Source organism: Sagittula stellata E-37 (genome assembly GCF_039724765.1).
Taxonomy (GTDB): Bacteria; Pseudomonadota; Alphaproteobacteria; order Rhodobacterales; family Rhodobacteraceae; genus Sagittula; species Sagittula stellata.
This window is the reverse complement of the sequence record NZ_CP155729.1, coordinates 3,400,802-3,419,559: the sequence shown is the minus strand read 5'-3', so window position 1 is coordinate 3,419,559 and position 18,758 is coordinate 3,400,802. Positions and strand designations below refer to the sequence as shown.

Sequence of the window (18,758 nt, the reverse complement as noted above, 5' to 3'; positions counted from 1 at the left end):
CGCTCCGGCAGCGTACATCATGGCAAGTCCTGCGATTTCCGGAACATCTTGAAGGATTTCCATCGGTCGATACGACAGATAGTGCCTATCGGCTCACGCATGAAAGCGCAGCAAGGTCCAGGCGTGTGGAGCAAAATGTGGAGCAGAATGTGGAGCAAACCTCGCCCGCACTCTCACTCAACCACTTAAAACGCCTTCTTTTACTGGTCTGCGAACAGTATTGGTTGAGTGATAATGGTGCCCGGGGGCGGAATCGAACCACCGACACGAGGATTTTCAATCCACTGCTCTACCCCTGAGCTACCCGGGCACGGGTCAAGGCCTGTCCTCGTTCAGAGGGCACCGCCTTCGGGTGGAGGCGGTTTAGTCGAGGCCGAAACCGGTGTCCAGAGGAAAATCGCCCCTTTTTCCAAGAGGCCGCACCCTCTTCCCTCGCGGTGCGCGCGGGGATAAATCGCTGGGATGAAACTCTCTCCGAAAACGCTTCCCGAACTTCTGAATCACGGCTTTGACACGGTCATCGACGTGCGCAGCCCAGCGGAATTTGCCGAGGACCACGTGCCCGGCGCCATCAACCTGCCGGTTCTCGACAATGAGGAGCGGGCGCGAGTCGGGACGATGTACAAGCAGGAGAGCCCCTTCAAGGCGCGCAAGATCGGCGCGGCGCTGGTGTTCGAGAACGCCGCCCGGCATCTGCGCACGTCGCTTTCGCACCACGAAGGAAGCTGGCGGCCGTTGGTCTATTGTTGGCGCGGCGGACAGCGCTCGGGCAGTTTCGCGTGGATGCTGGGCGAGATCGGCTGGCGGCCAGGGCTGATCGACGGCGGCTACCGCACCTTTCGGCGGCTGGTCAGCGGATATCTGTACGAGCACGCTCTGCCACACCGGTTCATCCAGCTTGGCGGGTATACCGGCAGCGCCAAGACCGAACTTCTGCACCGGCTGGCGCAGCGCGGGCTTCAAGTGCTCGACCTCGAGGGGCTGGCCAATCACCGCGGCTCGCTCCTGGGGGGGATGGACGGCGGCCAGCCAAGCCAGAAAGGTTTCGAGACTGAGCTGGCACAACGGCTTCTGGCGCTGTCGCCCGACCGCCCGGTGATCGTCGAGGCGGAAAGCAGCAAGATCGGCGACATCAACCTGCCACCGTCGCTATGGGAGGGCATGAAGGCCGCCCCGTGGCTGGAAGTGGACATCCCCGTCGAGGTGCGCGCCCGCTACCTCGCCGACGCATATGCAGACGTTTTGGCTGATGGCGCGGCGCTGATGGAGAAACTCGCGCCGCTGCGCTACCACCGCGGGCACGCATTGGTAGACCACTGGGCAGACCTCGTGGCGGAAGGGCGGCTGGAAGCTCTGTGCCATTCGCTGGCCGCCGACCACTACGATCCGGCCTACCGCAAGTCCATGTCGGCGCTGACACCGCGCGTGCGGGACGTCTTTCATGCCGACGCGCTGAACGACGCCGCGCAGGACGATCTTGCGGATCGGATCGCCGCGCGGCTTCAGACGATCGAGATCTGACCAACGCGGTCGGTGATGCGCCCGATCTCTGCCGCAGGATAGCCTGCGTCACGCAGGCGGTCGAGGACGTCAAGCTCGGCTTCGGGCACGGCGGCCAGCAACCCCCCGGCGGTCTGTGGATCGAACAGCAGATCGGCACGCGGACCGGCGGGCGCGTCCGGCACAAGCGCCCGGTTTTCGGCAAAGAGCGAAGCGCGCAGGTCGGTTCCCGCCAGCTCCAGCGCGCCGTCCAGCAGGGGCACGTCGTCGAGCCAAAGCTCGGCCCCGACGGCGGAGTTCAGGCAGATGTTGCGCAGGTGCCCGGCCAGGCCAAATCCCGTCACGTCGGTCATCGCGTGCGCCACACGCAACAGGCGCGACGCCGCGCCCTGCGACCGGGTCATGTGACGCAGCGCGCCTGCGACCCAATCGCCTTCGGCCAGCCCTTGCATCTCGGCCGCCATGATGAGCCCGGAACCGACAGGCTTTGTCAGCACGAGGATGTCGCCGGGGCGGGCGCCGTCCAGCGTGATCGGCGTGTCATGTGCGCGGCCGAGGATCGTGAAGCCGATTGTCATTTCAGCCCCCTGCGAGGTGTGGCCGCCGACGATGGTGGTCCCGGCCTCGGCCATGACTTCATGCGCCGCCGACATCACCTCCCGAAGGGTCCGGCCGGCGAGGCGCGACGCCATCTGCGGCAGGACGATGTTGGCCGTCGCGCTGAGCGGCTCCGCCCCCATGGCCCAGATGTCACCCAATGCGTGATGCGCGGCGAGGCGCGTCATGACCTCCGGATCGCGCACAATCTCGCGCAGGTGATCCGTGCTCAGCACCATCCGTTCCGCGCCCACCGTCAGCACCGCGGCATCGTCGCCGGGCAGGGCGGTGCCACCGGTCTCCGCCAGCGCGGCCATCAGGGCCTCTTGTCCGACCTTGGCGCCGCAACCGCCACACAACGGCTTGCCCGCCAGCAAGTCCGCCAGCCCATCGGCATGGGCTTGCGGCAGGGCAGGCTGCGTCATCGTCGGCAAGTCGCGGAACCGGTTCATGAAGCTGCGGTCGATGTGGTCTTTCCAGCGCCAGGCCCACTTGCCCTGAAATGTCATCCCGAAGCGGTCGCCAAGGGCCGCCTTTTCCCCCAGTGAGATCAGCTTCAGGTAGTCGCGCTGAGGGCGGTAGGTCTTCAGGCCGTCTTTGCCAGACAGCCGTTGGCGCAGGTTGTGCAGGAGCACCGGCGCCTGTCGCACGGCATAAACGCCCGCCTTGGGCCGGGGCGACGCGGTCATGTGCGCGCAATCACCGGTTGCAAAAATGCCCGTGACAGAGGACTCCAGCGTAGGCCCCACAGCGACAAATCCGTTTTGGAGGTTCAGCCCCGTGTCGCCAAACCATTCCTGGGGACGGGCGCCGGCGGCACCACAGACAAAGTCCGCCTCCAGCACCTGATCCCCGATCCTGACGGCATTTTCCGTTATCTTTTGAACATCTGTGTCTTCATGCACCGTTACGCCCATTCGGGCCAAGGCTGCGCGCAGATGTGTTGCGCTGCGCGGCGGAAGGCCGGATAGTGCCCTGTCGCGCTCTACAAGATGTACCTCTGCAGGCCGCCCCTGAAGCGCGAGCGCATGCGCCATGGCCAGCGAGATCTCTGCGCCCGCGACGCCTCCGCCGATCACCGCCACCTTCGCCGGACCACTGTCCTCCAGGAACCTGGCCCAGGCCGAGGCGAAGGGGCCGAGCGGTTTGGCTGGCACCGCATGTTCGGCAAACCCGGGCAGGGTCGGCATGTCGCTGGTGACGCCCACGTCGATCGAGGCCACATCGAAAGCGATCCGTCGCCCATCCTCCAGCCTGGCGACCCGGGCTTCCGTATCGAGACCGATTACGCGGCCGACGACCACACGTGCCCCTGCGAACCGTCCCAGCTGCACGAGGTCGATGTCCAGCGCGCGGCGGTCGTAATGGCCGGCAAGGTGGCCCGGCAACATGCCGGAGTAGGGGGCGGTCGGTTCCGGGTTGACCACCGTCACGCGTGCGCCGGGCAGGTCGGACATGCCCCACATGCGCAGCACCAGCGCATGGCTATGTCCGCCGCCAATCAACAACAGGTCGCGCGTGTACGGCAGGGACATTTCCTGCATTGCATGGCCTTCCAGATCTGCACGCCGCCCGCCGCGATCCAGGAAGACCTTTCCGGCAGTCGGCGCGCCCCTTGCCGCGGTCTGGCAAGGGTTCGTCGTTCGGGCCTGCCTAGCACGTCGCGCGCGCGCCGAAAATGCGGCCTTTGCAGTCCGGCAACCCGCTCAGAAAAGCGTGATGTCGTCCTTGACCGGACGCGGCACGGGTGCGGGCTTCTCCACCGGCAGCCGCTCCACTTCGGCGCTGACAAGCAATTGGCGCACGCGCCCGTCCGTCGGCCAGAAACGGATGCGCCGGGCCGACGTACCACCTGTGCTTTCCCCCGTGATTTGTATGTCCTCGTCCTTAAGGAACTTGCGGGCAAAGGCCGCGTTGGATGCGCCGATGTCGCGCAGGTTGCCCATCATGCTTGCTCCACCGAACATCTTGGCCTGCAGCCGTGACCGGTCCGCGCCTCGTTTGAGAAGCCCGTTGATCAGAAGTTCCATTGCATAGGCGCCGTAGCGCACGTTTGCCCCCTCCAACCCTTCACGGCTGGGCAAGAGGAAATGGTTCATCCCCCCGATCTTCCGGATGGGGTCGGCGAAACAGACCGCGATACAAGACCCAAGCACCGTCGTCAGTACCGCATCGGGATCCTCGGATATCACGTAGTCGCCCTGGATTACGTTGATCAGCTTTTCCGGTTTTGCCATCATCGTATGACCTCCCTGCGTTCTTGTCTGCTGCCCGCCGCGTGCTGCAGCAAAGCCGGTCCGATCCTGTTGAGCGGCATGATCCGAACTGCGGCGTCGAGCTCTGCCGCGGCGCGCGGCATTCCGTAGACGACTGCCGTTGCCTGGTCTTGCGCGATGGTCATTGCGCCCGCATCGCGCAGAGCCTTCAACCCTTCGGCGCCATCCCGGCCCATGCCGGTAAGCAAGGCTGCGGCTATGCTTGGCGCGAGAGGCACGGCCGATTGAAACAGCGCATCGACAGAGGGCACATGACCCGAGATCGGAGTTTCGCCAGACAAACCGAGGGTGCCGTTGGCACAGTCCTCGATGACGAGGTGCCTGCGGACGCCAGCCCCAACCGTGACGACTCCGGGCCTCAGAGGACGGCTTCCCGTCGCCAGTTCGACACGGGCGCGGCACTGTCGGTCCAGAAGGCTTGCAAGGCTTTCACCAAACCCTGAACCGGTGTGCTGCACGATCAGGGTTGGCGGGCAATCGGCCGGAAAGCTGTCCAGAACGCTCAGCAAGGCATCTACTCCGCCCGTGCTGGCGCCGATCAGGATCAACGGACTGCCCTGGCCTCTCGTCGATGCAGTCGGCGATCGCCTAGGCAGATCCGGCGCTTGTGTGCCCGTCGTGCGACGCGGCGCGGGCGGCGGGCAGTAGGTCGGCTTCTTGGCGGCCGGTCGTCTGGACGCTGCTGTTCGTGTGAGGCTCTTCAACTGTTCGATGACCGTGTCAGCGGAAGAGTCGACTGGGATCGAAAAAAGGTCAGCGCTGCTGCGCAACGGTTTGTGGGGGCGTGCGAGGCGCGCGCTGGCCGCACCGCGCGCCGTGATCACCAGCCAACGTATGTCAAGCGTCGAGAAAAGTGCATGCATCACCTCGAATTCCGGAAGGTTCGCAAGCACTTCCGAGATCAGCACAGCATTGGGCAGATGCTCTTCCACCTCGTTGTATGTGTTCATGAGATCGCTGGTGGACGCGATCACCTCGAAATCCGGCGCATTGTCGACGATCCGGGCCAGGCGGCTGCGCTGAAGCCCGTCGGGTGTCGCAACGATGACACTGTGGGTAGCCATTCCTCGACCTCTGCAAGCCGGCCAAAGTGCCGGCAATGACGTTACATATTGGCAGCGTTCAAAACAGTTCCGCGTGGCCACTGACGGGCTCGGCCTTTGTCTGGCCGCCAAGCCGCACTGCCATGTCCCTGAGCGGTACGGCTCGCAGAGCCTCTTCCGGATTGACGAGGCCGCCTTCGTTGGTGTCCTTCGCAAGATGCACGAGGAAATCGGCTAGAGCGCCCAAGGACTGCCTAAGCATGTCCAACTCCTGAAGCATGCTGATCGTCTGGCCATCCAGGGACTCCGAAGTGTGCATGAACACCATGTCGAGCCCGTACTCCAGCCGTTCGAGCCTGTCATACAGCGCTTCAAGTTCGGCCGACACGCGTTCAGCCGCCAGTCTGAGAGGCAAAGGTGTCGGCTCCAAACGCATCACAGACGTCCCACGACACTTTCGATGCACTGTTTCATGGTGTCCGACGTAAAAGGCTTCTTGATCATGTTGTTCAGACCAAGCTGTTTCGCTTGGGCGACAATTTCGGGGGTGGGGCGTCCGGTCACGAGGATAAACCCGATCTTCTGCGTGGCGGCGGAACTCCTCACCGCCTTGAGCAGCCCGAGACCGTCAAGACCAGGCATGTTATAGTCCGAAAGGACAAGGTGCACTGGATTGGAACCGAGGCGTTCCAGCGCCCTGCGCCCGTCGTTTTCGGTGATGTAGTTCTTGACGCCGATGTCGTCCAAAGCCTGGGTAATGAGCCCACGGCTGGTGGCCATGTCATCGACCACCATGATTCTCAGCGAGTCCTTCAAGCTCATCTCAGTCTCCTGTTATTGTGCGTGCCGACCGGCGGACCCGGTCTTGCGATAGCTGGTGATCCCGGTTGCCGCCAACTGCTGGGTCGCAGGTCCGGTTACTCGTTCCGAGTGGCCGATGAAGAAAAGCGCGTCCGGTGCGAGCTTTTCCGCGAAACGGGACCAGAGCCGCTGCTGCGTCTCCTGGTTGAAATAGATGGCCACGTTCCGGCAGAAGATCGCGTCGAACGGCCCCTGAAACGGCCATTCGCTCATGAGATTGAGTTCCGCGAAGGTGATCAGCGAACGTATCTCATCCGACACGCGGATCTCGTTCGGCGGTACCTTTTTCGTCCACTTCTGCAGGAAGGCAGGCGGTATGCCTGTTCCTTCCGTTTCCGGATACTGTCCTGTTCGGGCACGTTCCACGATCTTCGGATCGATGTCGGTGGCGAGTATCTTCACGTTCTGTCGCGCTGCGTCCGGGATCTTGTCCAGGATGGTCATGGCAATCGAGTATGGCTCTTGGCCGGACGAACACCCGGCAGACCAGATGCGAATGCGTTGGCCGGCTTTGATCTTTTCCAATATCGCCGGCACGCGTTCGTCGCGCAGCATGTCGAAATGGTGCTTCTCGCGGAAGAAACTGGTGACATTGGTCGTCAGGGCGGAGATAAGTTCCAGTCGCTCCTCGTTCTCCTCCTTGCGTTCGAGCAGCTCCAGGTAGAGCGGAAAGCTCGGAACATGTCGCGCCTTCAGCCGCTTGGAAAGACGGGAGTACACGAGCGGCTTCTTGCTCTCAGCCAGGTTGAGACCGAATTCCGCCAGAGCCAGGTCCGCGATCGCCCGGAAGTCGGCATCGCTGAACGGGATCTCCCTGTGAGTGCTGCCAACTTCCGAATGGGTCATGAGGTAACGCCCTTGCCCGTTTCCAGAACGGCATCGAGGTTGACGACACGAACCATGGTATCGTCGACCGAGATCATCCCAAGGATGCTGTGGCGCGTGGCTTCGGACTTGATGTCCGGCGTTTCCTGGATGGCGCTCTTTTCCACCGACAGGATTTCCGAAACGGATTCGACAAGAAGGCCGATTGTGGTTCCTTCCATCGCTGCGACGATCACCACGTTGCGCTCGTTGGCCGGAGTCGAGCCGAGGCCGAAGCGTGACGCCAGGTCGAAGATGGGAATGACCGCCCCCCGCAGGTTCATCACGCCCAGCACGTCCTTGGGGGTGTGGGGGAGGGCGGTCACCGGCGTCCAGCGCCGGATTTCCCGAATCTGGGTGATTTCCAGACAGTAGTTCTGACCGCCGGCCGAAAAGGTAATGAACTCGAACTGCGTATCCGCGCGCATTTCTGCTGGTTCAGACATGACGAAGCTCCATTCTGGTGTGCTGAGCAAAAAGGTCTGGCCCGGAAGAATGGCCAAGCCTGATGATTTCTTCCGGGTCGAGGATCAGGGCAATCTTGCCGTCGCCGAGAATGGTGGCTGCCGAAACACCCGGGATGGCCGCGTAGTTGCTTTCGAGGCTCTTGATGACAACCTGTCGCTGGTCGTGGATAGCCGTGACACGAAGCGCTGTCAGACCCTGCATCTCCGTCGTGACCAGCAGCAAAATGCCTGTGTTGCTGCGCGCGCCGGCGTGTTCGAGGCCGAGACTCTCCGCGACATCCACGATCGGCACGTAGGATCCGCGCACGCTGACGACTTCACTGTCTGTTCCGACGGTGTGTATGTCGCGCGGATTAGGACGGATCGTTTCCAGTATGGAGGAGATCGGGATGACCATCGTCTGGTCTGAGACGGAGATGACGAATCCGTCCATGACGGCCAGCGTCAGGGGCAGGACAATGGTGAACGTCGTGCCTTTGCCCTGCGTCGAAGCGATTGAGACACGGCCGCCGAGCGCCTGGACGGCGTTTTTGACCACGTCCATGCCGACACCGCGCCCCGAAAGGCTCGACACCTGGCCTGCGGTCGAGAATCCGGGCAGGAACAGCAGGTTGTCGATTTCGGGGTCGGACAGTTCCGCTTCCGGGGCCACAAGTTCCTTCTCGATCGCCTTGGCAAGGATGCGCTCTCGGTTCAGGCCCGCACCATCGTCTGAAATCTCGATGAAGACGCTCCCGGAGCGATGCGCGGCCGAAAGGCGAATTGTTCCGATAGCATCCTTGCCCGCCTCCTCCCGAACGTCTGGCTTTTCAAGCCCGTGGTCCACGGCGTTGCGGATCATGTGCGTCAGTGGATCGGCGAGCCGTTCGATCACGGTCTTGTCGACCTCGGTGGAGTCGCCCACCGTGACCAGCTTCGACTTCTTGCCGGTGGCATCGGATGCCTCGCGGACAATTCTCGACATACGCTGGAACAGGGGTTTGACCGGCTGCGCGCGGATCGCCATGACGCCTTCTTGGATGTCTCGCGCCAGCAGCTTGTAGGCCTCCAGCTCGTTTGTCAGGTGAGCCACGGTCGGCAGGTCCAGCTCCTCGATCCTTTGAGAGATCATTGCCTGGTTGATGATCAGCTCGCCCACCGTGTTGATCAGACGGTCCACCCGGTCGAGATCGACGCGCAGCGTGGGCTTCGGACCGCGCGCTTCCTTGGAAGCCGCAGACGCGGAGGGCGTCCGCGCGCTGGCGGCGGCGATTTGCGGCCCGTCGTGATCATTGTCGTGCACATCGTCATGGTCTGGCTCGACAGATGTCGTGGGCGAGGGGGCGGAGATGACCGGTGGCGCGGCGCCTTCCTCTACGCTGACGTCCAGATCGCAGAGGCCTTCCACGAATTCGAAGACTTCGTGCAGGGTCGTTTCACTTTCACCGGTGGTCAGCTTCAGAGTCCATGAAATCACCGCGTCGTTTGGATCGAAGGCGTCGAATTCCGGCAGTCCGGCCAGATCGGCGGTCACGTTCAGCGCCCCGAGTTCCGCCAGGGCATCGAAGATCAGCAGCGGTTCGTGACCGTTTTCATAGAGCGTCTTCATCGGCTTGAACCGGATGGAGAACACCCGTGGACCGGTTGCATCGACCTCTTCCGCGGCGACGTTCGTGTCGCCCCCGCCAAAGTCCAGGGTCAACGCGTCGAAGGAGAATTCTTCGGCTTCGGCGCTACCGCCGAGGTAGCTTTCCAGCTCCTTCTTGAGCTCGCCCTCCGCCGCCTCGTCCAGCGGTATTTCGTCCCTGGCCGAGGCGACGAGATCTGACAGCTGGTCACCGGAACGGTGCGCCACCGACATCAGCTTCTCGTCTATGCTGAGCTCCTTGTCGCGGACCTTGTCGAGCACGGTTTCGAAGGCATGTGCGAAACCGACCAGCCGGTCGAGACCGAAGGCACCCGCACCGCCCTTGATCGAATGCACCGCGCGGAAGACCGCGTTGATGATTTCCATGTCGTCCGGGCTCTCCTCCATGGAGGCCAGACCTTCCACCAGCGCTTCGAGGAGCTCCTCGCATTCCTCGAAGAACGTGTCCCTGATCGAATTTCCGCTCATCAGCCCATGTGTCCCGTCAGTCGGCGCAACACCGAGACCAGCGATGCGTCATCGAAAGGTTTCACGATCCATCCGGTGGCGCCTGCACTGCGGGCGCGCGACTTCAGATCGTCCGAACTCTCCGTGGTGAGGACGAGAATCGGAACGTTTGTCCGGTTCGGTCCGCCCCTCAGCGTGTCGATCACGCCAAAGCCGTCCATCTTCGGCATGTTGATGTCGGTTATCACGACGTCCGGGTCGACTTCCGGAAAGATATCCACCCCTTCCTGGCCGTCGCAGGCAGAATGGAATTCGAAGCCCGCGCCCTCCAGGGAGACGCGAAGCAGGTTTCGGATGGTACGCGAATCGTCGATCGCCAGGACCTTGGTCGTCATTGGGGCAACTCCCTGTCGAAATGGTCGGATGTGAGCCCAAGCCGTTCGAGCCCCTCACGGAAGGAGGGCGACATTTCGGTGACTTCGAAATGCACTGCGTCGGCCTCCCACTGTTTCTGCGCCACCAGAAGCAATTGCAGCCGGTGGGAATCGAGTCGCGCCACGTCGCGCGCCGACACCGTCACCGGGGCTTTCCGCGCGTTCAGCAGAAACGAAACGAGCGGGTCTTCACCGGATCGGGCGCGTTGCGGCCCGAGCGCATGGAAATTTATGTCTGGCATCGCGAACAGCATCCCTCGTGGCACTTCATGCGCCTGTTGTGCGGCGCGTTTGACGCTCAGCAGGAATACGCACGCTGTCTTAACAAAGAGTTCCGAGTCTCATGGAAAGGGCGCCGCGTTCAGAAAACAGGGTTCGCAAAGTGCGCCGAAACATGCCCGCGCCGGTGTGGCGTCATGCGAATACCCAAAGAAACAATGGGTTTTATCACCCTGACGTCTGTTAGGGAGAATGCGAGAAGTTTCAATTTGAGCCAGTGGGCGATGGGTGCGGAAACCCGTGTCGGTCAGGCGGGCCGGGGATGCCCCATTGGCGCGCGCAGGCCGCGCTTCTGGCGCTGGATCTCGTCCGCGACACGGCGTGCGACGGCGCGCGTTTCGGCGTCGCTGGGCAGATGCATCAGCGCGTCGCGCACACCGTCCCACAACCCCAGGCGCAGCCGGACGCACATCACCATCCGCCAGCTTTCCAGATCCTGTGGCATGTGTTCGACCGCGCGCGAGAAGGCGGCCTCGGCCTCATCGAGATTGCCGGCCCCGAGCTGCAGCCGCCCCAGTTCGAACCACGCCTTGCCATGCGCCGGGTCGCGTTCCAGCGCCCGTCGGATCCACACTTCGCGACTGGCGTGCTTGTCCTGCTTTTCCAATACTTTGGCCAGATTGTAGCAGACTGGCGCGGTGGCTTCCTCCCCGGCAGCGGCGGATCGCAGAAGACGCTCCGCCTCGGGCCAGTTCTCGGTGGCCAGAAGCGCGGGCAAGGGGGTGAGATCGACCATCTTACGGCTCTCTTCGGGAAAACACGTGCACGCACAGGGTGTACACAGGGCAGGTTAGCAGCAGCGTCGCAGCGATCCCAGCCTCCTCATGGAAGGGGTCCGGCCGCCGTATGAAACGCATTTGATGTCGTTGCTTCACCGCACCCTGACACAAGAAACGCGCCGAAAAAACAGGCTATTGCGGGAAAATGGCAGCGCATTTGGACGGGGTCGCGGATGCTTCCATAATTTTTTGCCGCATTGCAGCATGGGCGCGGGAAACGATGCTAGGGTCGTCAAGGCGCCAGTGGGAGGACGCCGCGAACCGAACCTGCAACGGAGTTGCCTCCCATGTGCCTCACAACCGAAGCCCTCGTCCTTTTCCTGAACCTTTTGCCTTTCGACAAGGTAACCACCGCACCCGACCGAGTCGTGATCGAAGCCGAAACCCGTTCGGCGCATTGGGTGGATGTCGGCGGGCGCTGGTGCACGCTGGCTCCACAGATCGATCGTGCGGAGCGTTTTGCCGCCCTTCGCGCCGACTGAAGCGCGGCGCCGGACAAATCGCCCGCGCCCCGGAAGAAGGGCGCGGGCGGCAGGACGTGTCAGGCGGCGTCTGCCTGCGTTCCGAAACGGCCGTAGAAGCCCTGGCTCTTCGACGCCATGTCGCGCAGCAGGTCCGGGCAGTGGAACCGGGGACCGTAGGCCTCTTCGAGCGCATCGCAGCGCTCGGCGGCGTAGGCCGCCCCCAGCATGTCCAGCCAGCTCAGCGGGCCGCCCGACCATGGCGCGAAGCCCCAGCCGAGGATCGCGCCCACGTCGCCCTCGCGGATGTCCATCAGCACGCCGTCCTCCAGCGCGCGCACCGCTTCGAGCGACTGCACGAACAGCAGACGGTGCTGCACGTCGGTCAGCGAGGGCTGCGCGTCGGCCTCGGGGTACTTCGCCTTGACCGCCTCGGACAGGCCCTGCCGCTTCCCGGCGTCGTCGTAATCGTAAAACCCGGCCTTGGCTTTGCGGCCCAAGCGGCCCTCGTCTTCCATCCAGAAGATCACCTCGTCCACTTCACCGTCGGGATAGGCATCGCCCATTGCCGCACGCGTTGCCCGCGCGATCTTGGCGCCCAGGTCGATGGAGGTTTCGTCCACCAGTTGCAACGGGCCCAGAGGCATGCCCACCAGTTTCGCGGCGTTCTCGATCAGGGCAGGGGCCACGCCCTCCTTCACCATCCGGATGCCCTCGTTGATGTAGGGGATGATGCAGCGGTTGGCGTAGAAGAAACGCGCGTCGTTCACGACGATGGGCGTCTTGCGGATCTGGCGCACGTAGTCGAGCGCCTTGGCCACGGCGCGGTCGCCGGTTTCCTTGCCGCGGATGATCTCCACCAGCATCATCTTCTCGACGGGCGAGAAGAAGTGGATGCCGATGAACTGCTCCGGGTTCTTCGACGCCTTCGCCAGCTCCGAGATCGGCAGGGTCGAGGTGTTGGTGGCAAAGATGCAGTCGTCGGAGGTCACCGCGTCGACCGCCTTCGTCACCTCTGCCTTCACCTTCGGGTCCTCGAAGACCGCCTCGATGATCAGATCGGCATCGGCAAGGGCTGCGTAATCCGTGGTCGCGGTTATCCGGCCCAGCACCTCTGCCTTCTTCTCCGGCGTCGCCTTCTTCTTGGCGATACCCTTGTCCATGAAGCTCTCGGTGTAGGCCTTGCCGCGGTCCGCGGCCTCCTGCTTCTGGTCGATCAGCACCACTTCGATGCCCGCCTGAGCCGACACCAGCGCGATGCCCGCGCCCATCATGCCAGCGCCCAGCACACCGACCTTCCTCACCCGCTGGTCCGGCACGCCCTCGGGACGCACGGCGCCCTTCTCCAGCGCTTCCTTGTTGATGAAGAGCGACCGGATCATCGCGCCCGAAGACGGGTTCATCAGGATGTTGGTGAACCAGCGCGCCTCGATCTTCAGCGCCGTTTCGAAGGGGACCAGCGCGCCTTCGTAGACCGCCGAAAGAAGCGCCTTGGCCGCCGGGTAGACGCCCTTGGTCTTGCCGTTCACCATCGCCGAAGCGCCCACGAAGGTCATGAAGCCTGCCGGGTGGTAGGGCGCGCCGCCGGGCATCTTGTAGCCCTTCGCGTCCCAGGGCTTCAGGATGTCGGCGTCCTTTGCGGTCAGCACCCATGCCTTCGCCGCGGCCAGCGGATCTTCGACCACCTCGTCGATGATCCCGGCGGACTTGGCCTTGGCCGGCGCTGACAGCTTGCCCTCCAACAGGAAGGGAGAGGCCGCCATCGCCCCCATCTTGCGCACCAGCCGGGTTGTGCCGCCTGCGCCGGGGAAGATGCCGACCATGATCTCCGGCAGGCCGATCTTGGCTTTCGGATTGTCTGCGGCAAAGATCCGGTGCGTGGACAGCGGCAGTTCCAGCCCGATCCCCAGCGCCGTGCCGGGCAGGGCGGCAGCGACGGGCTTGCCACCCTTGTTGGTCTTGGGGTCCATGCCCGCACGTTCGATCTTGCGCAGAACGCCATGCATCCGCATCACACCCTCGAACAGGCCCTTGGCCGGATCGTCGCCCGCCATGTCCTTCATCTTCGCAATGATGTTCAGGTCCATGCCACCCGCGAAGGTGTCCTTGCCGGAGGTGATGACGATGCCCTTCACCGCCTCGTCCGCGAGGGCGGCATCCACCAGCCCGTCCAGTTCCTCCAGCCCCTCAAGGCTCAGCACGTTCATCGACTTGCCGGGCACGTCCCATGTGATGACCGCGACGCCGTCGGCGTCCGTTGCACTGGTGAAATCGGTCATGTTTTCTCCGCCTCTCGTCTTGTCAGGGTGGGGACCGGGCCGGGCAGGGCGCCCGCGCCTTCAGTCCAGTTCGAATTTCATGTTGTCGCGGATCCGGGACAGGCCCCGGGTCCAGTTGATATGTCCGAGCGAGCTGATGATCCGGGCGATGCGCCAGCCCGGCCCGTGGTTTTCCAGCCGGAAGGTGGTCACGAACGGCTCCACGATCGTTTCCGCGCCGCGCAGGAAGTGCATCTCCGCCTCGACCACCTTGCTTTCGGGATCGGGGCGCAGGACGCGGATCACTTCGCGCCGGATGTCGTCGATGCCCTGCGCCTTCAGCGCGGCGTGGTAGAGGTCGAAGTCCTCGCGCAGCTCCGCCTCCGAACTCAGCATGTAGGGCTCGCCGCTTTGCGGGTGCACGCTCATCGGAAGGTGGAAATTCGTCTTGTAGAGCTCGAAGTCGCCCGACAGCAGCGCCTTGGTCAGCTGCTTGCCCAGGGCGGCGAAAACCTCTCCCTTCACGGGCTGCGCGGCGCCCGCATCCTGCCCGAGCGATGATCCGTCACGGCGCGTGAACCGCATCTGGCCGTCCATGATCTCGACCTTCAGGTCTGTTTCGGAAAACCAGCCGGTCTCGCGATCCGTCCGGGTGCCGATCACGAGAAAGGCCGCCTCCGCCTCCGAACGGTTCACGAGGTGGTGGCCGTTCTCGCTCCCGGCGGGGAAGGCGCAGAAGTCGCCCGGATGCAGCACCGTCTCGCCGCTGTCCTCGACCAGGACCAGCTCACCCTGCGTCATCATCACGAATTCGTCCTGACGGACGTGCCAATGACGCAGCGAGGACATTGCCCCCGGCGCCAGCCGCACGAGGTTCGCGCCGAATTGCGACAGGCCACCGGCGTCGCCCAGCCGTTGTACGCTGCGGCCGGCCACTTGCGCATCGTAAGGCGCGGGGTAGCCCGAACCGGTCCGCGCGGGGACACTGTCCAAATCGATCTTTGGCATGCTGCCTTCCTTTTTCCTGTCTTGCCGTCCCGCCTGTGCCGGCGGGACATCCTGCAGCCGTCATACACGGCCAGGTGGCGCAACGGAAACCCGGTTCGCGTCTGGTAAGGGGTCACACCCGTTCGATGATCGTCGCCGCGCCCATGCCGGATGCGATGCACAGCGTGGCCAGCCCCGTGCCCTTGCCGGTGCGCTCCAGCTCGTCCAGCAGGGTGCCGAGGATGATCGCCCCGGTCGCGCCCAGCGGGTGACCCATGGCGATGGAGCCGCCGTTCACGTTCACCTTGTCGTCAGAGACGTCGAACGCCTGCATGAAGCGCAAGACCACGCTGGCGAAGGCTTCGTTCACCTCGAAGAGGTCGATGTCGCCGATCGACATGCCCGCATCCTTCAGGATCTTCTCTGTCGCCGGAACCGGGCCGGTCAGCATGATGGTCGGATCGGTGCCGATCTTGCAGGTCGCGCGGATCTTCGCGCGCGGCTTCAGCCCGTACTGCTCGCCGAAGGCCTTGTTGCCGATCAGCACGGCGGCCGAGCCGTCGACGATCCCCGACGAATTGCCCGCGTGGTGGATATGGTTGATCCGTTCCAGATGCGGGTACTTCATCAGCGCCACGGCGTCGAAACCGGGCATGACTTCTCCCATGTCCTTGAACGACGGCTTCAGCGCGCCGAGGCTCTGCATATCGGTGCCGGGACGCATGTACTCGTCCCGGTCGAGGATCGGCAGGCCGTTCACGTCGCGCACCGTCACCACGGATTTCTCGAAGCGGTTGTCCTCCCAGGCCGCCGCCGCGCGCCGCTGACTCTCCACCGCCAGCGCATCGGCGTCGTCGCGGGAAAAGCCGTACTCCGTCGCGATGATGTCGGCGCTGATTCCCTGCGGGACGAAGTAGCGGTCCATGGCAAGGCTGGGGTCCACGGCGATCGCCGCCCCGTCCGAGCCCATGGCCACGCGGCCCATCATCTCCACGCCGCCGGCAATATAGGCAGACCCCGCGCCGCCCTTCACCTGGTTGGCGGCCAGGTTCACGGCCTCCAGCCCGCTGGCGCAGAACCGGTTAATGGCGAGGCCGGGGATCGACTCGTCGAGATCCGAAGCCAGCACGGCAGACCGCGCAAGGCAGCCGCCCTGTTCGCCCACCTGCGTGACGTTGCCCCAGATCACGTCCTCCACGGCATGGCCGTCGAGCCCGTTGCGTTCCCTCACCGCGTTCAGAACCTGCGCCGAAAGACGCAGCGAGGTCACCTCGTGCAGCGCGCCATCCTTGCGGCCCTTGCCGCGCGGCGTGCGCACGGCGTCATAGATATAGGCTTCGGTCATGAGACCCGTCCTTTCATCGTCGTCTTGTTCGAATTCTTCACCACCGCGGCGAGCGGAAAGGTGCCGGCCAGATCACCCGGAAAACCCCGGGAACCGCCGCCGTGCCGACCCGCCGCCCCGAGCATCCCTCAGGCCCGGTCCGCCGGGGATCCCGGCATCAGGTCGTAAGGTGCCTTCCAGCCGTCCAGGGCTGCGATATTGCCAAGCCAGCGGTCGATCTCCGGCCACTCGGCACGGTCGAAGCCGAAAGGCTCGGGGTAATAGAGATACCCGCAACAGGTCAGATCGGCATTGGTCGGTCCGCCCCCCACGATCCAGTCGCGCCCCTTCAGATGCGCGTCGAGGATGCCGTAAGCCGACTTGAGCCGCCCCTGATTGAAGGCGATCACCTCCGCCGGGCGCTTGTTCTCCGGCAGGAAGTTCATCAGGAACCGCGTCATGCCGGCCATCGAGGACAGCTTGTGATTGTCCCAAAGCACCCACCTCAGCACCTCGAGCTTCTCTTCAGGCGTCGTGCCGCCGAAATGGCCGTAGGTGTCCGAAAGGTACTGCTGGATCACGCCGGACTGGCTCAGCTTCACGTCGCCGTCGACCAACACCGGACATTCGCCCATCTCGTTGACCTCGGCGCGGTACGCCGCACCGCGCGTCTCGCCCGCGAAGAAGTCGACCTTCTGCGCCGTCCAGTCCAGTCCCGCAAGCTGCAGCGCCAGCGCGGCCTTGTAGGAATGGCCCGACTCGCCAAAGCAGTAGAGTGTCATCGTCATATCGCAGCACCTCCCAAAGCGCCTGTGTCCCGTGCAGGACCGGGGGTTTCACACCCCCCGGACCCCCGTGGAGTATTTTCGAAGCAAAGAAGCACGAGAGCGCTTCCCTGGTAAGCGGGCGTTAACTCCGATGCCCGATCCTCTTGTGGCGGTACAGGCTGGAGAGCCGATGACCGCAAGCGGAGAAGCCCTGCATCTCGCCAAAGGCGCAGGCAAGGCAGGAAGGTCGACCGCCGCCCCGGAGCGGGGTTCAGATGTGCGACCTTCCTGTTTCTCTGCTTTCCAAATACTCGAATTCCTCCCTCGCCACGCGCGCCGTCGTCAGAGGGCGCGCGCAATCAGTTCCTTCATGATTTCGTTCGTGCCGCCGTAGATGCGTTGCACCCGGGCATCGGTCCACATCTCCGCCACAGCGTATTCCTGCATGTAACCGTAGCCGCCGTGCAGTTGCAGGCACTCGTCCAGCACCTCGCCTTGTGTGTCGCTCAGCCAGTACTTCGCCATTGCGGCTTTCTCGACCGTCAGCGTGCCGTTGAGGTGATCTGCCATGCATGCGTCGAGAAACGCACGTGCCACCGACGTCTTTGTTGCGCATTCGGCCAGCTTGAAGCGGGTGTTCTGGAACTGGGTCAGTGGGCCGCCGAAGGCCTCGCGTTCCTTGCAGTAGCGGACCGTGCGCTCCATCGCGCCTTTCATCGCGCCCACTGCGCCGCAGCCGATGATCAGGCGCTCCTGGGGGAGCTGCTTCATCATCTGGTAGAAGCCCTGGCCTTCCTCGCCCCCCAGCAGGTTCTCCGGCGGCAACGCCACGTCGTCGAAGAACAGCTCCGAGGTGTCCGCCGCGTGGCAGCCGATCTTTTCGAGGTTGCGGCCGCGGGTGAAGCCCGCTGCGCCGTCGGTTTCCACCACCATCAGCGAGGTGCCCTTCGAGCCCTGCGACGGGTCGGTCTTTGCGGCCACCACGATCAGGTTGGCGTGCTGGCCGTTGGTGATGAACGTCTTCTGACCCGAGAGCCGGTAGACGTTTCCATCGCGCACCGCACGTGTCTTCAGGTTCTGCACGTCCGAGCCGCCCGAGGGTTCGGTCATCGCCAGCGCGCCCACCAGTTCGCCCGTCACCATTTTCGGCAGCCAGCGCGCCTTCTGCTCCTCTGTGCCGTAGGCCAGGATGTAATGGGCCACGATGCCGGAGTGTATGCCGTGTCCCCACGACGCGAGGTTGGCGCGTGCCGCCTCGATCAGGATCACCGCTTCGTGGCCGAAGTCGCCGCCGGCGCCGCCGTATTCCTCGGGCACCGAGGGACAGAGCAGACCGAGCTCCCCGGCCTGCGTCCATGTCTCCCGGTCCATCTGGCCCTGCTTGCGCCACTTTTCGAAAAGCGGCTGCCACTCGGTCTCGATGAACTTTCGCGTCATCTCCGCCAGCATGGCGTGTTCGTCGGTCATCCAGGTCATCAGAAGTCTTTCATCCGGTTCTGGCGGTCATCCGCCCCGGGCGCTGTCGGCGCATGGGGCTTATCGTTTTCGAGACTCCAACTCGGCATTGAACAGGCGCAGGCGGTGGGCCAGCGCATCTTCGTCCGTGACGCTCTCGAAGTGTTCGAAGAGGAAGGACAGCGCCTCTCCCTCGTCCAGCCCGGCTTCCTGCGCAAAGGCCCTCAGCTTGCGGTAGCCGTCTTCCGTCATGGCCACCGGGAAGCGTCGGGTCAGGCGAAAACGTTTGGGCACGGGCAGCTCCGGGGTAGGGTGGGGTTGTACCCCACCTT

General features: G+C 63.9%; 19 protein-coding genes and 1 tRNA gene. 2 read left to right on the top strand and 18 right to left on the bottom strand.

Annotated elements, in window-relative coordinates:
* Positions 1-235: 235 nt before the first annotated feature.
* Positions 236-310, bottom strand: a tRNA-Phe gene (locus tag ABFK29_RS16235).
* 152 nt (positions 311-462) lie between these two features.
* Between ABFK29_RS16235 and mnmH the strand changes: the two genes are divergently transcribed.
* On the top strand, positions 463-1,521 hold the full coding sequence (gene mnmH / locus ABFK29_RS16230; protein ID WP_005862247.1) for a tRNA 2-selenouridine(34) synthase MnmH: 1,059 nt from the start codon (positions 463-465) through the stop codon (positions 1,519-1,521).
* On the opposite strand, the gene selD is transcribed toward mnmH, so the two are convergent.
* From selD to ABFK29_RS16175, 11 genes are all read right to left on the bottom strand, one after another.
* Entirely contained in the window at positions 1,503-3,641 is a 2,139-nt protein-coding gene (gene selD, locus ABFK29_RS16225; RefSeq protein ID WP_005862245.1) for a selenide, water dikinase SelD, read from the bottom strand. The two genes, mnmH and selD, sit on opposite strands and share 19 nt — an antisense overlap.
* Before the next feature lie 162 nt (positions 3,642-3,803).
* The gene (locus tag ABFK29_RS16220) at positions 3,804-4,337 is read right to left on the bottom strand and encodes a chemotaxis protein CheD (protein WP_005862243.1); all 534 of its coding nucleotides are present in this window, start codon (positions 4,335-4,337) and stop codon (positions 3,804-3,806) included.
* Positions 4,334-5,518, bottom strand: coding sequence for a chemotaxis protein CheB (locus tag ABFK29_RS16215; RefSeq protein ID WP_347099692.1), 1,185 nt, complete (start codon positions 5,516-5,518; stop codon positions 4,334-4,336). Before ABFK29_RS16215 ends, ABFK29_RS16220 begins: the two co-directional genes overlap by 4 nt.
* Positions 5,496-5,852 (bottom strand): hypothetical protein, encoded by a 357-nt coding sequence (locus tag ABFK29_RS16210; RefSeq protein ID WP_050772476.1) that lies wholly within the window; start codon positions 5,850-5,852, stop codon positions 5,496-5,498. The genes ABFK29_RS16215 and ABFK29_RS16210 overlap by 23 nt, the downstream gene beginning before the upstream one ends.
* Positions 5,852-6,238, bottom strand: a complete 387-nt coding sequence (locus ABFK29_RS16205) for a response regulator (protein ID WP_005862238.1) — start codon at positions 6,236-6,238, stop codon at positions 5,852-5,854. The genes ABFK29_RS16210 and ABFK29_RS16205 overlap by 1 nt, the downstream gene beginning before the upstream one ends.
* Positions 6,239-6,250: 12 nt before the next feature.
* Positions 6,251-7,123, bottom strand: coding sequence for a CheR family methyltransferase (locus tag ABFK29_RS16200; RefSeq protein WP_005862236.1), 873 nt, complete (start codon positions 7,121-7,123; stop codon positions 6,251-6,253).
* Positions 7,120-7,587: a chemotaxis protein CheW gene (locus tag ABFK29_RS16195; protein ID WP_050772475.1), complete on the bottom strand. Its 468-nt coding sequence runs from the start codon at positions 7,585-7,587 to the stop codon at positions 7,120-7,122. Before ABFK29_RS16195 ends, ABFK29_RS16200 begins: the two co-directional genes overlap by 4 nt.
* Complete coding sequence (locus ABFK29_RS16190) at positions 7,580-9,703, bottom strand: chemotaxis protein CheA (protein WP_005862232.1); 2,124 nt, start codon at positions 9,701-9,703, stop codon at positions 7,580-7,582. Before ABFK29_RS16190 ends, ABFK29_RS16195 begins: the two co-directional genes overlap by 8 nt.
* The gene (locus tag ABFK29_RS16185) at positions 9,703-10,077 is read right to left on the bottom strand and encodes a response regulator (protein WP_005862231.1); all 375 of its coding nucleotides are present in this window, start codon (positions 10,075-10,077) and stop codon (positions 9,703-9,705) included. Before ABFK29_RS16185 ends, ABFK29_RS16190 begins: the two co-directional genes overlap by 1 nt.
* A complete protein-coding gene (locus ABFK29_RS16180) occupies positions 10,074-10,358 on the bottom strand; it encodes an STAS domain-containing protein (RefSeq protein ID WP_040604995.1) in 285 nt (94 codons plus the stop codon). The genes ABFK29_RS16185 and ABFK29_RS16180 overlap by 4 nt, the downstream gene beginning before the upstream one ends.
* Positions 10,359-10,642: 284 nt before the next feature.
* Positions 10,643-11,131 carry a tetratricopeptide repeat protein gene (locus ABFK29_RS16175; RefSeq protein WP_005862228.1) on the bottom strand — a complete coding sequence of 163 codons (489 nt, stop codon included), beginning with the start codon at positions 11,129-11,131 and terminating at the stop codon, positions 10,643-10,645.
* 330 nt (positions 11,132-11,461) lie between these two features.
* On the opposite strand from ABFK29_RS16175, the gene ABFK29_RS16170 reads away from it, so the two are divergent.
* Entirely contained in the window at positions 11,462-11,656 is a 195-nt protein-coding gene (locus ABFK29_RS16170; protein WP_005862227.1) for a hypothetical protein, read from the top strand.
* 59 nt (positions 11,657-11,715) lie between these two features.
* Here the strand turns inward: ABFK29_RS16170 and ABFK29_RS16165 are convergent, their stop codons facing one another.
* From ABFK29_RS16165 to ABFK29_RS16140, 6 genes are all read right to left on the bottom strand, one after another.
* Positions 11,716-13,914: a 3-hydroxyacyl-CoA dehydrogenase NAD-binding domain-containing protein gene (locus tag ABFK29_RS16165; protein WP_005862225.1), complete on the bottom strand. Its 2,199-nt coding sequence runs from the start codon at positions 13,912-13,914 to the stop codon at positions 11,716-11,718.
* A gap of 60 nt (positions 13,915-13,974) precedes the next feature.
* A complete protein-coding gene (locus ABFK29_RS16160; RefSeq protein WP_005862224.1) occupies positions 13,975-14,901 on the bottom strand; it encodes a cupin domain-containing protein in 927 nt (308 codons plus the stop codon).
* A 112-nt stretch (positions 14,902-15,013) separates the two neighbouring features.
* Positions 15,014-16,225 (bottom strand): acetyl-CoA C-acetyltransferase, encoded by a 1,212-nt coding sequence (locus ABFK29_RS16155; protein WP_005862222.1) that lies wholly within the window; start codon positions 16,223-16,225, stop codon positions 15,014-15,016.
* A gap of 128 nt (positions 16,226-16,353) precedes the next feature.
* Positions 16,354-16,992: a glutathione S-transferase family protein gene (locus ABFK29_RS16150; protein WP_005862218.1), complete on the bottom strand. Its 639-nt coding sequence runs from the start codon at positions 16,990-16,992 to the stop codon at positions 16,354-16,356.
* Between the two features lie 321 nt (positions 16,993-17,313).
* Positions 17,314-18,447 carry an acyl-CoA dehydrogenase family protein gene (locus ABFK29_RS16145; RefSeq protein WP_005862216.1) on the bottom strand — a complete coding sequence of 378 codons (1,134 nt, stop codon included), beginning with the start codon at positions 18,445-18,447 and terminating at the stop codon, positions 17,314-17,316.
* Positions 18,448-18,507: 60 nt separating this feature from the next.
* Positions 18,508-18,720, bottom strand: a complete 213-nt coding sequence (locus tag ABFK29_RS16140; protein ID WP_040604979.1) for a hypothetical protein — start codon at positions 18,718-18,720, stop codon at positions 18,508-18,510.
* Positions 18,721-18,758: the final 38 nt, after the last annotated feature.

Coding starts and splice junctions, on each gene's coding strand:
- ABFK29_RS16180 (WP_040604995.1), bottom strand. CDS start 10,358: ATGCCAGACATAAATTTCCATGCGCTCGGGCCGCAACGCGCCCGATCC.
- ABFK29_RS16205 (WP_005862238.1), bottom strand. CDS start 6,238: ATGAGCTTGAAGGACTCGCTGAGAATCATGGTGGTCGATGACATGGCC.
- ABFK29_RS16195 (WP_050772475.1), bottom strand. CDS start 7,587: ATGTCTGAACCAGCAGAAATGCGCGCGGATACGCAGTTCGAGTTCATT.
- selD (WP_005862245.1), bottom strand. CDS start 3,641: ATGCAGGAAATGTCCCTGCCGTACACGCGCGACCTGTTGTTGATTGGC.
- ABFK29_RS16165 (WP_005862225.1), bottom strand. CDS start 13,914: ATGACCGATTTCACCAGTGCAACGGACGCCGACGGCGTCGCGGTCATC.
- mnmH (WP_005862247.1), top strand. CDS start 463: ATGAAACTCTCTCCGAAAACGCTTCCCGAACTTCTGAATCACGGCTTT.
- ABFK29_RS16145 (WP_005862216.1), bottom strand. CDS start 18,447: ATGACCTGGATGACCGACGAACACGCCATGCTGGCGGAGATGACGCGA.
- ABFK29_RS16200 (WP_005862236.1), bottom strand. CDS start 7,123: ATGACCCATTCGGAAGTTGGCAGCACTCACAGGGAGATCCCGTTCAGC.
- ABFK29_RS16220 (WP_005862243.1), bottom strand. CDS start 4,337: ATGATGGCAAAACCGGAAAAGCTGATCAACGTAATCCAGGGCGACTAC.
- ABFK29_RS16155 (WP_005862222.1), bottom strand. CDS start 16,225: ATGACCGAAGCCTATATCTATGACGCCGTGCGCACGCCGCGCGGCAAG.
- ABFK29_RS16175 (WP_005862228.1), bottom strand. CDS start 11,131: ATGGTCGATCTCACCCCCTTGCCCGCGCTTCTGGCCACCGAGAACTGG.
- ABFK29_RS16190 (WP_005862232.1), bottom strand. CDS start 9,703: ATGAGCGGAAATTCGATCAGGGACACGTTCTTCGAGGAATGCGAGGAG.
- ABFK29_RS16185 (WP_005862231.1), bottom strand. CDS start 10,077: ATGACGACCAAGGTCCTGGCGATCGACGATTCGCGTACCATCCGAAAC.
- ABFK29_RS16170 (WP_005862227.1), top strand. CDS start 11,462: ATGTGCCTCACAACCGAAGCCCTCGTCCTTTTCCTGAACCTTTTGCCT.
- ABFK29_RS16210 (WP_050772476.1), bottom strand. CDS start 5,852: ATGCGTTTGGAGCCGACACCTTTGCCTCTCAGACTGGCGGCTGAACGC.
- ABFK29_RS16160 (WP_005862224.1), bottom strand. CDS start 14,901: ATGCCAAAGATCGATTTGGACAGTGTCCCCGCGCGGACCGGTTCGGGC.
- ABFK29_RS16150 (WP_005862218.1), bottom strand. CDS start 16,992: ATGACGATGACACTCTACTGCTTTGGCGAGTCGGGCCATTCCTACAAG.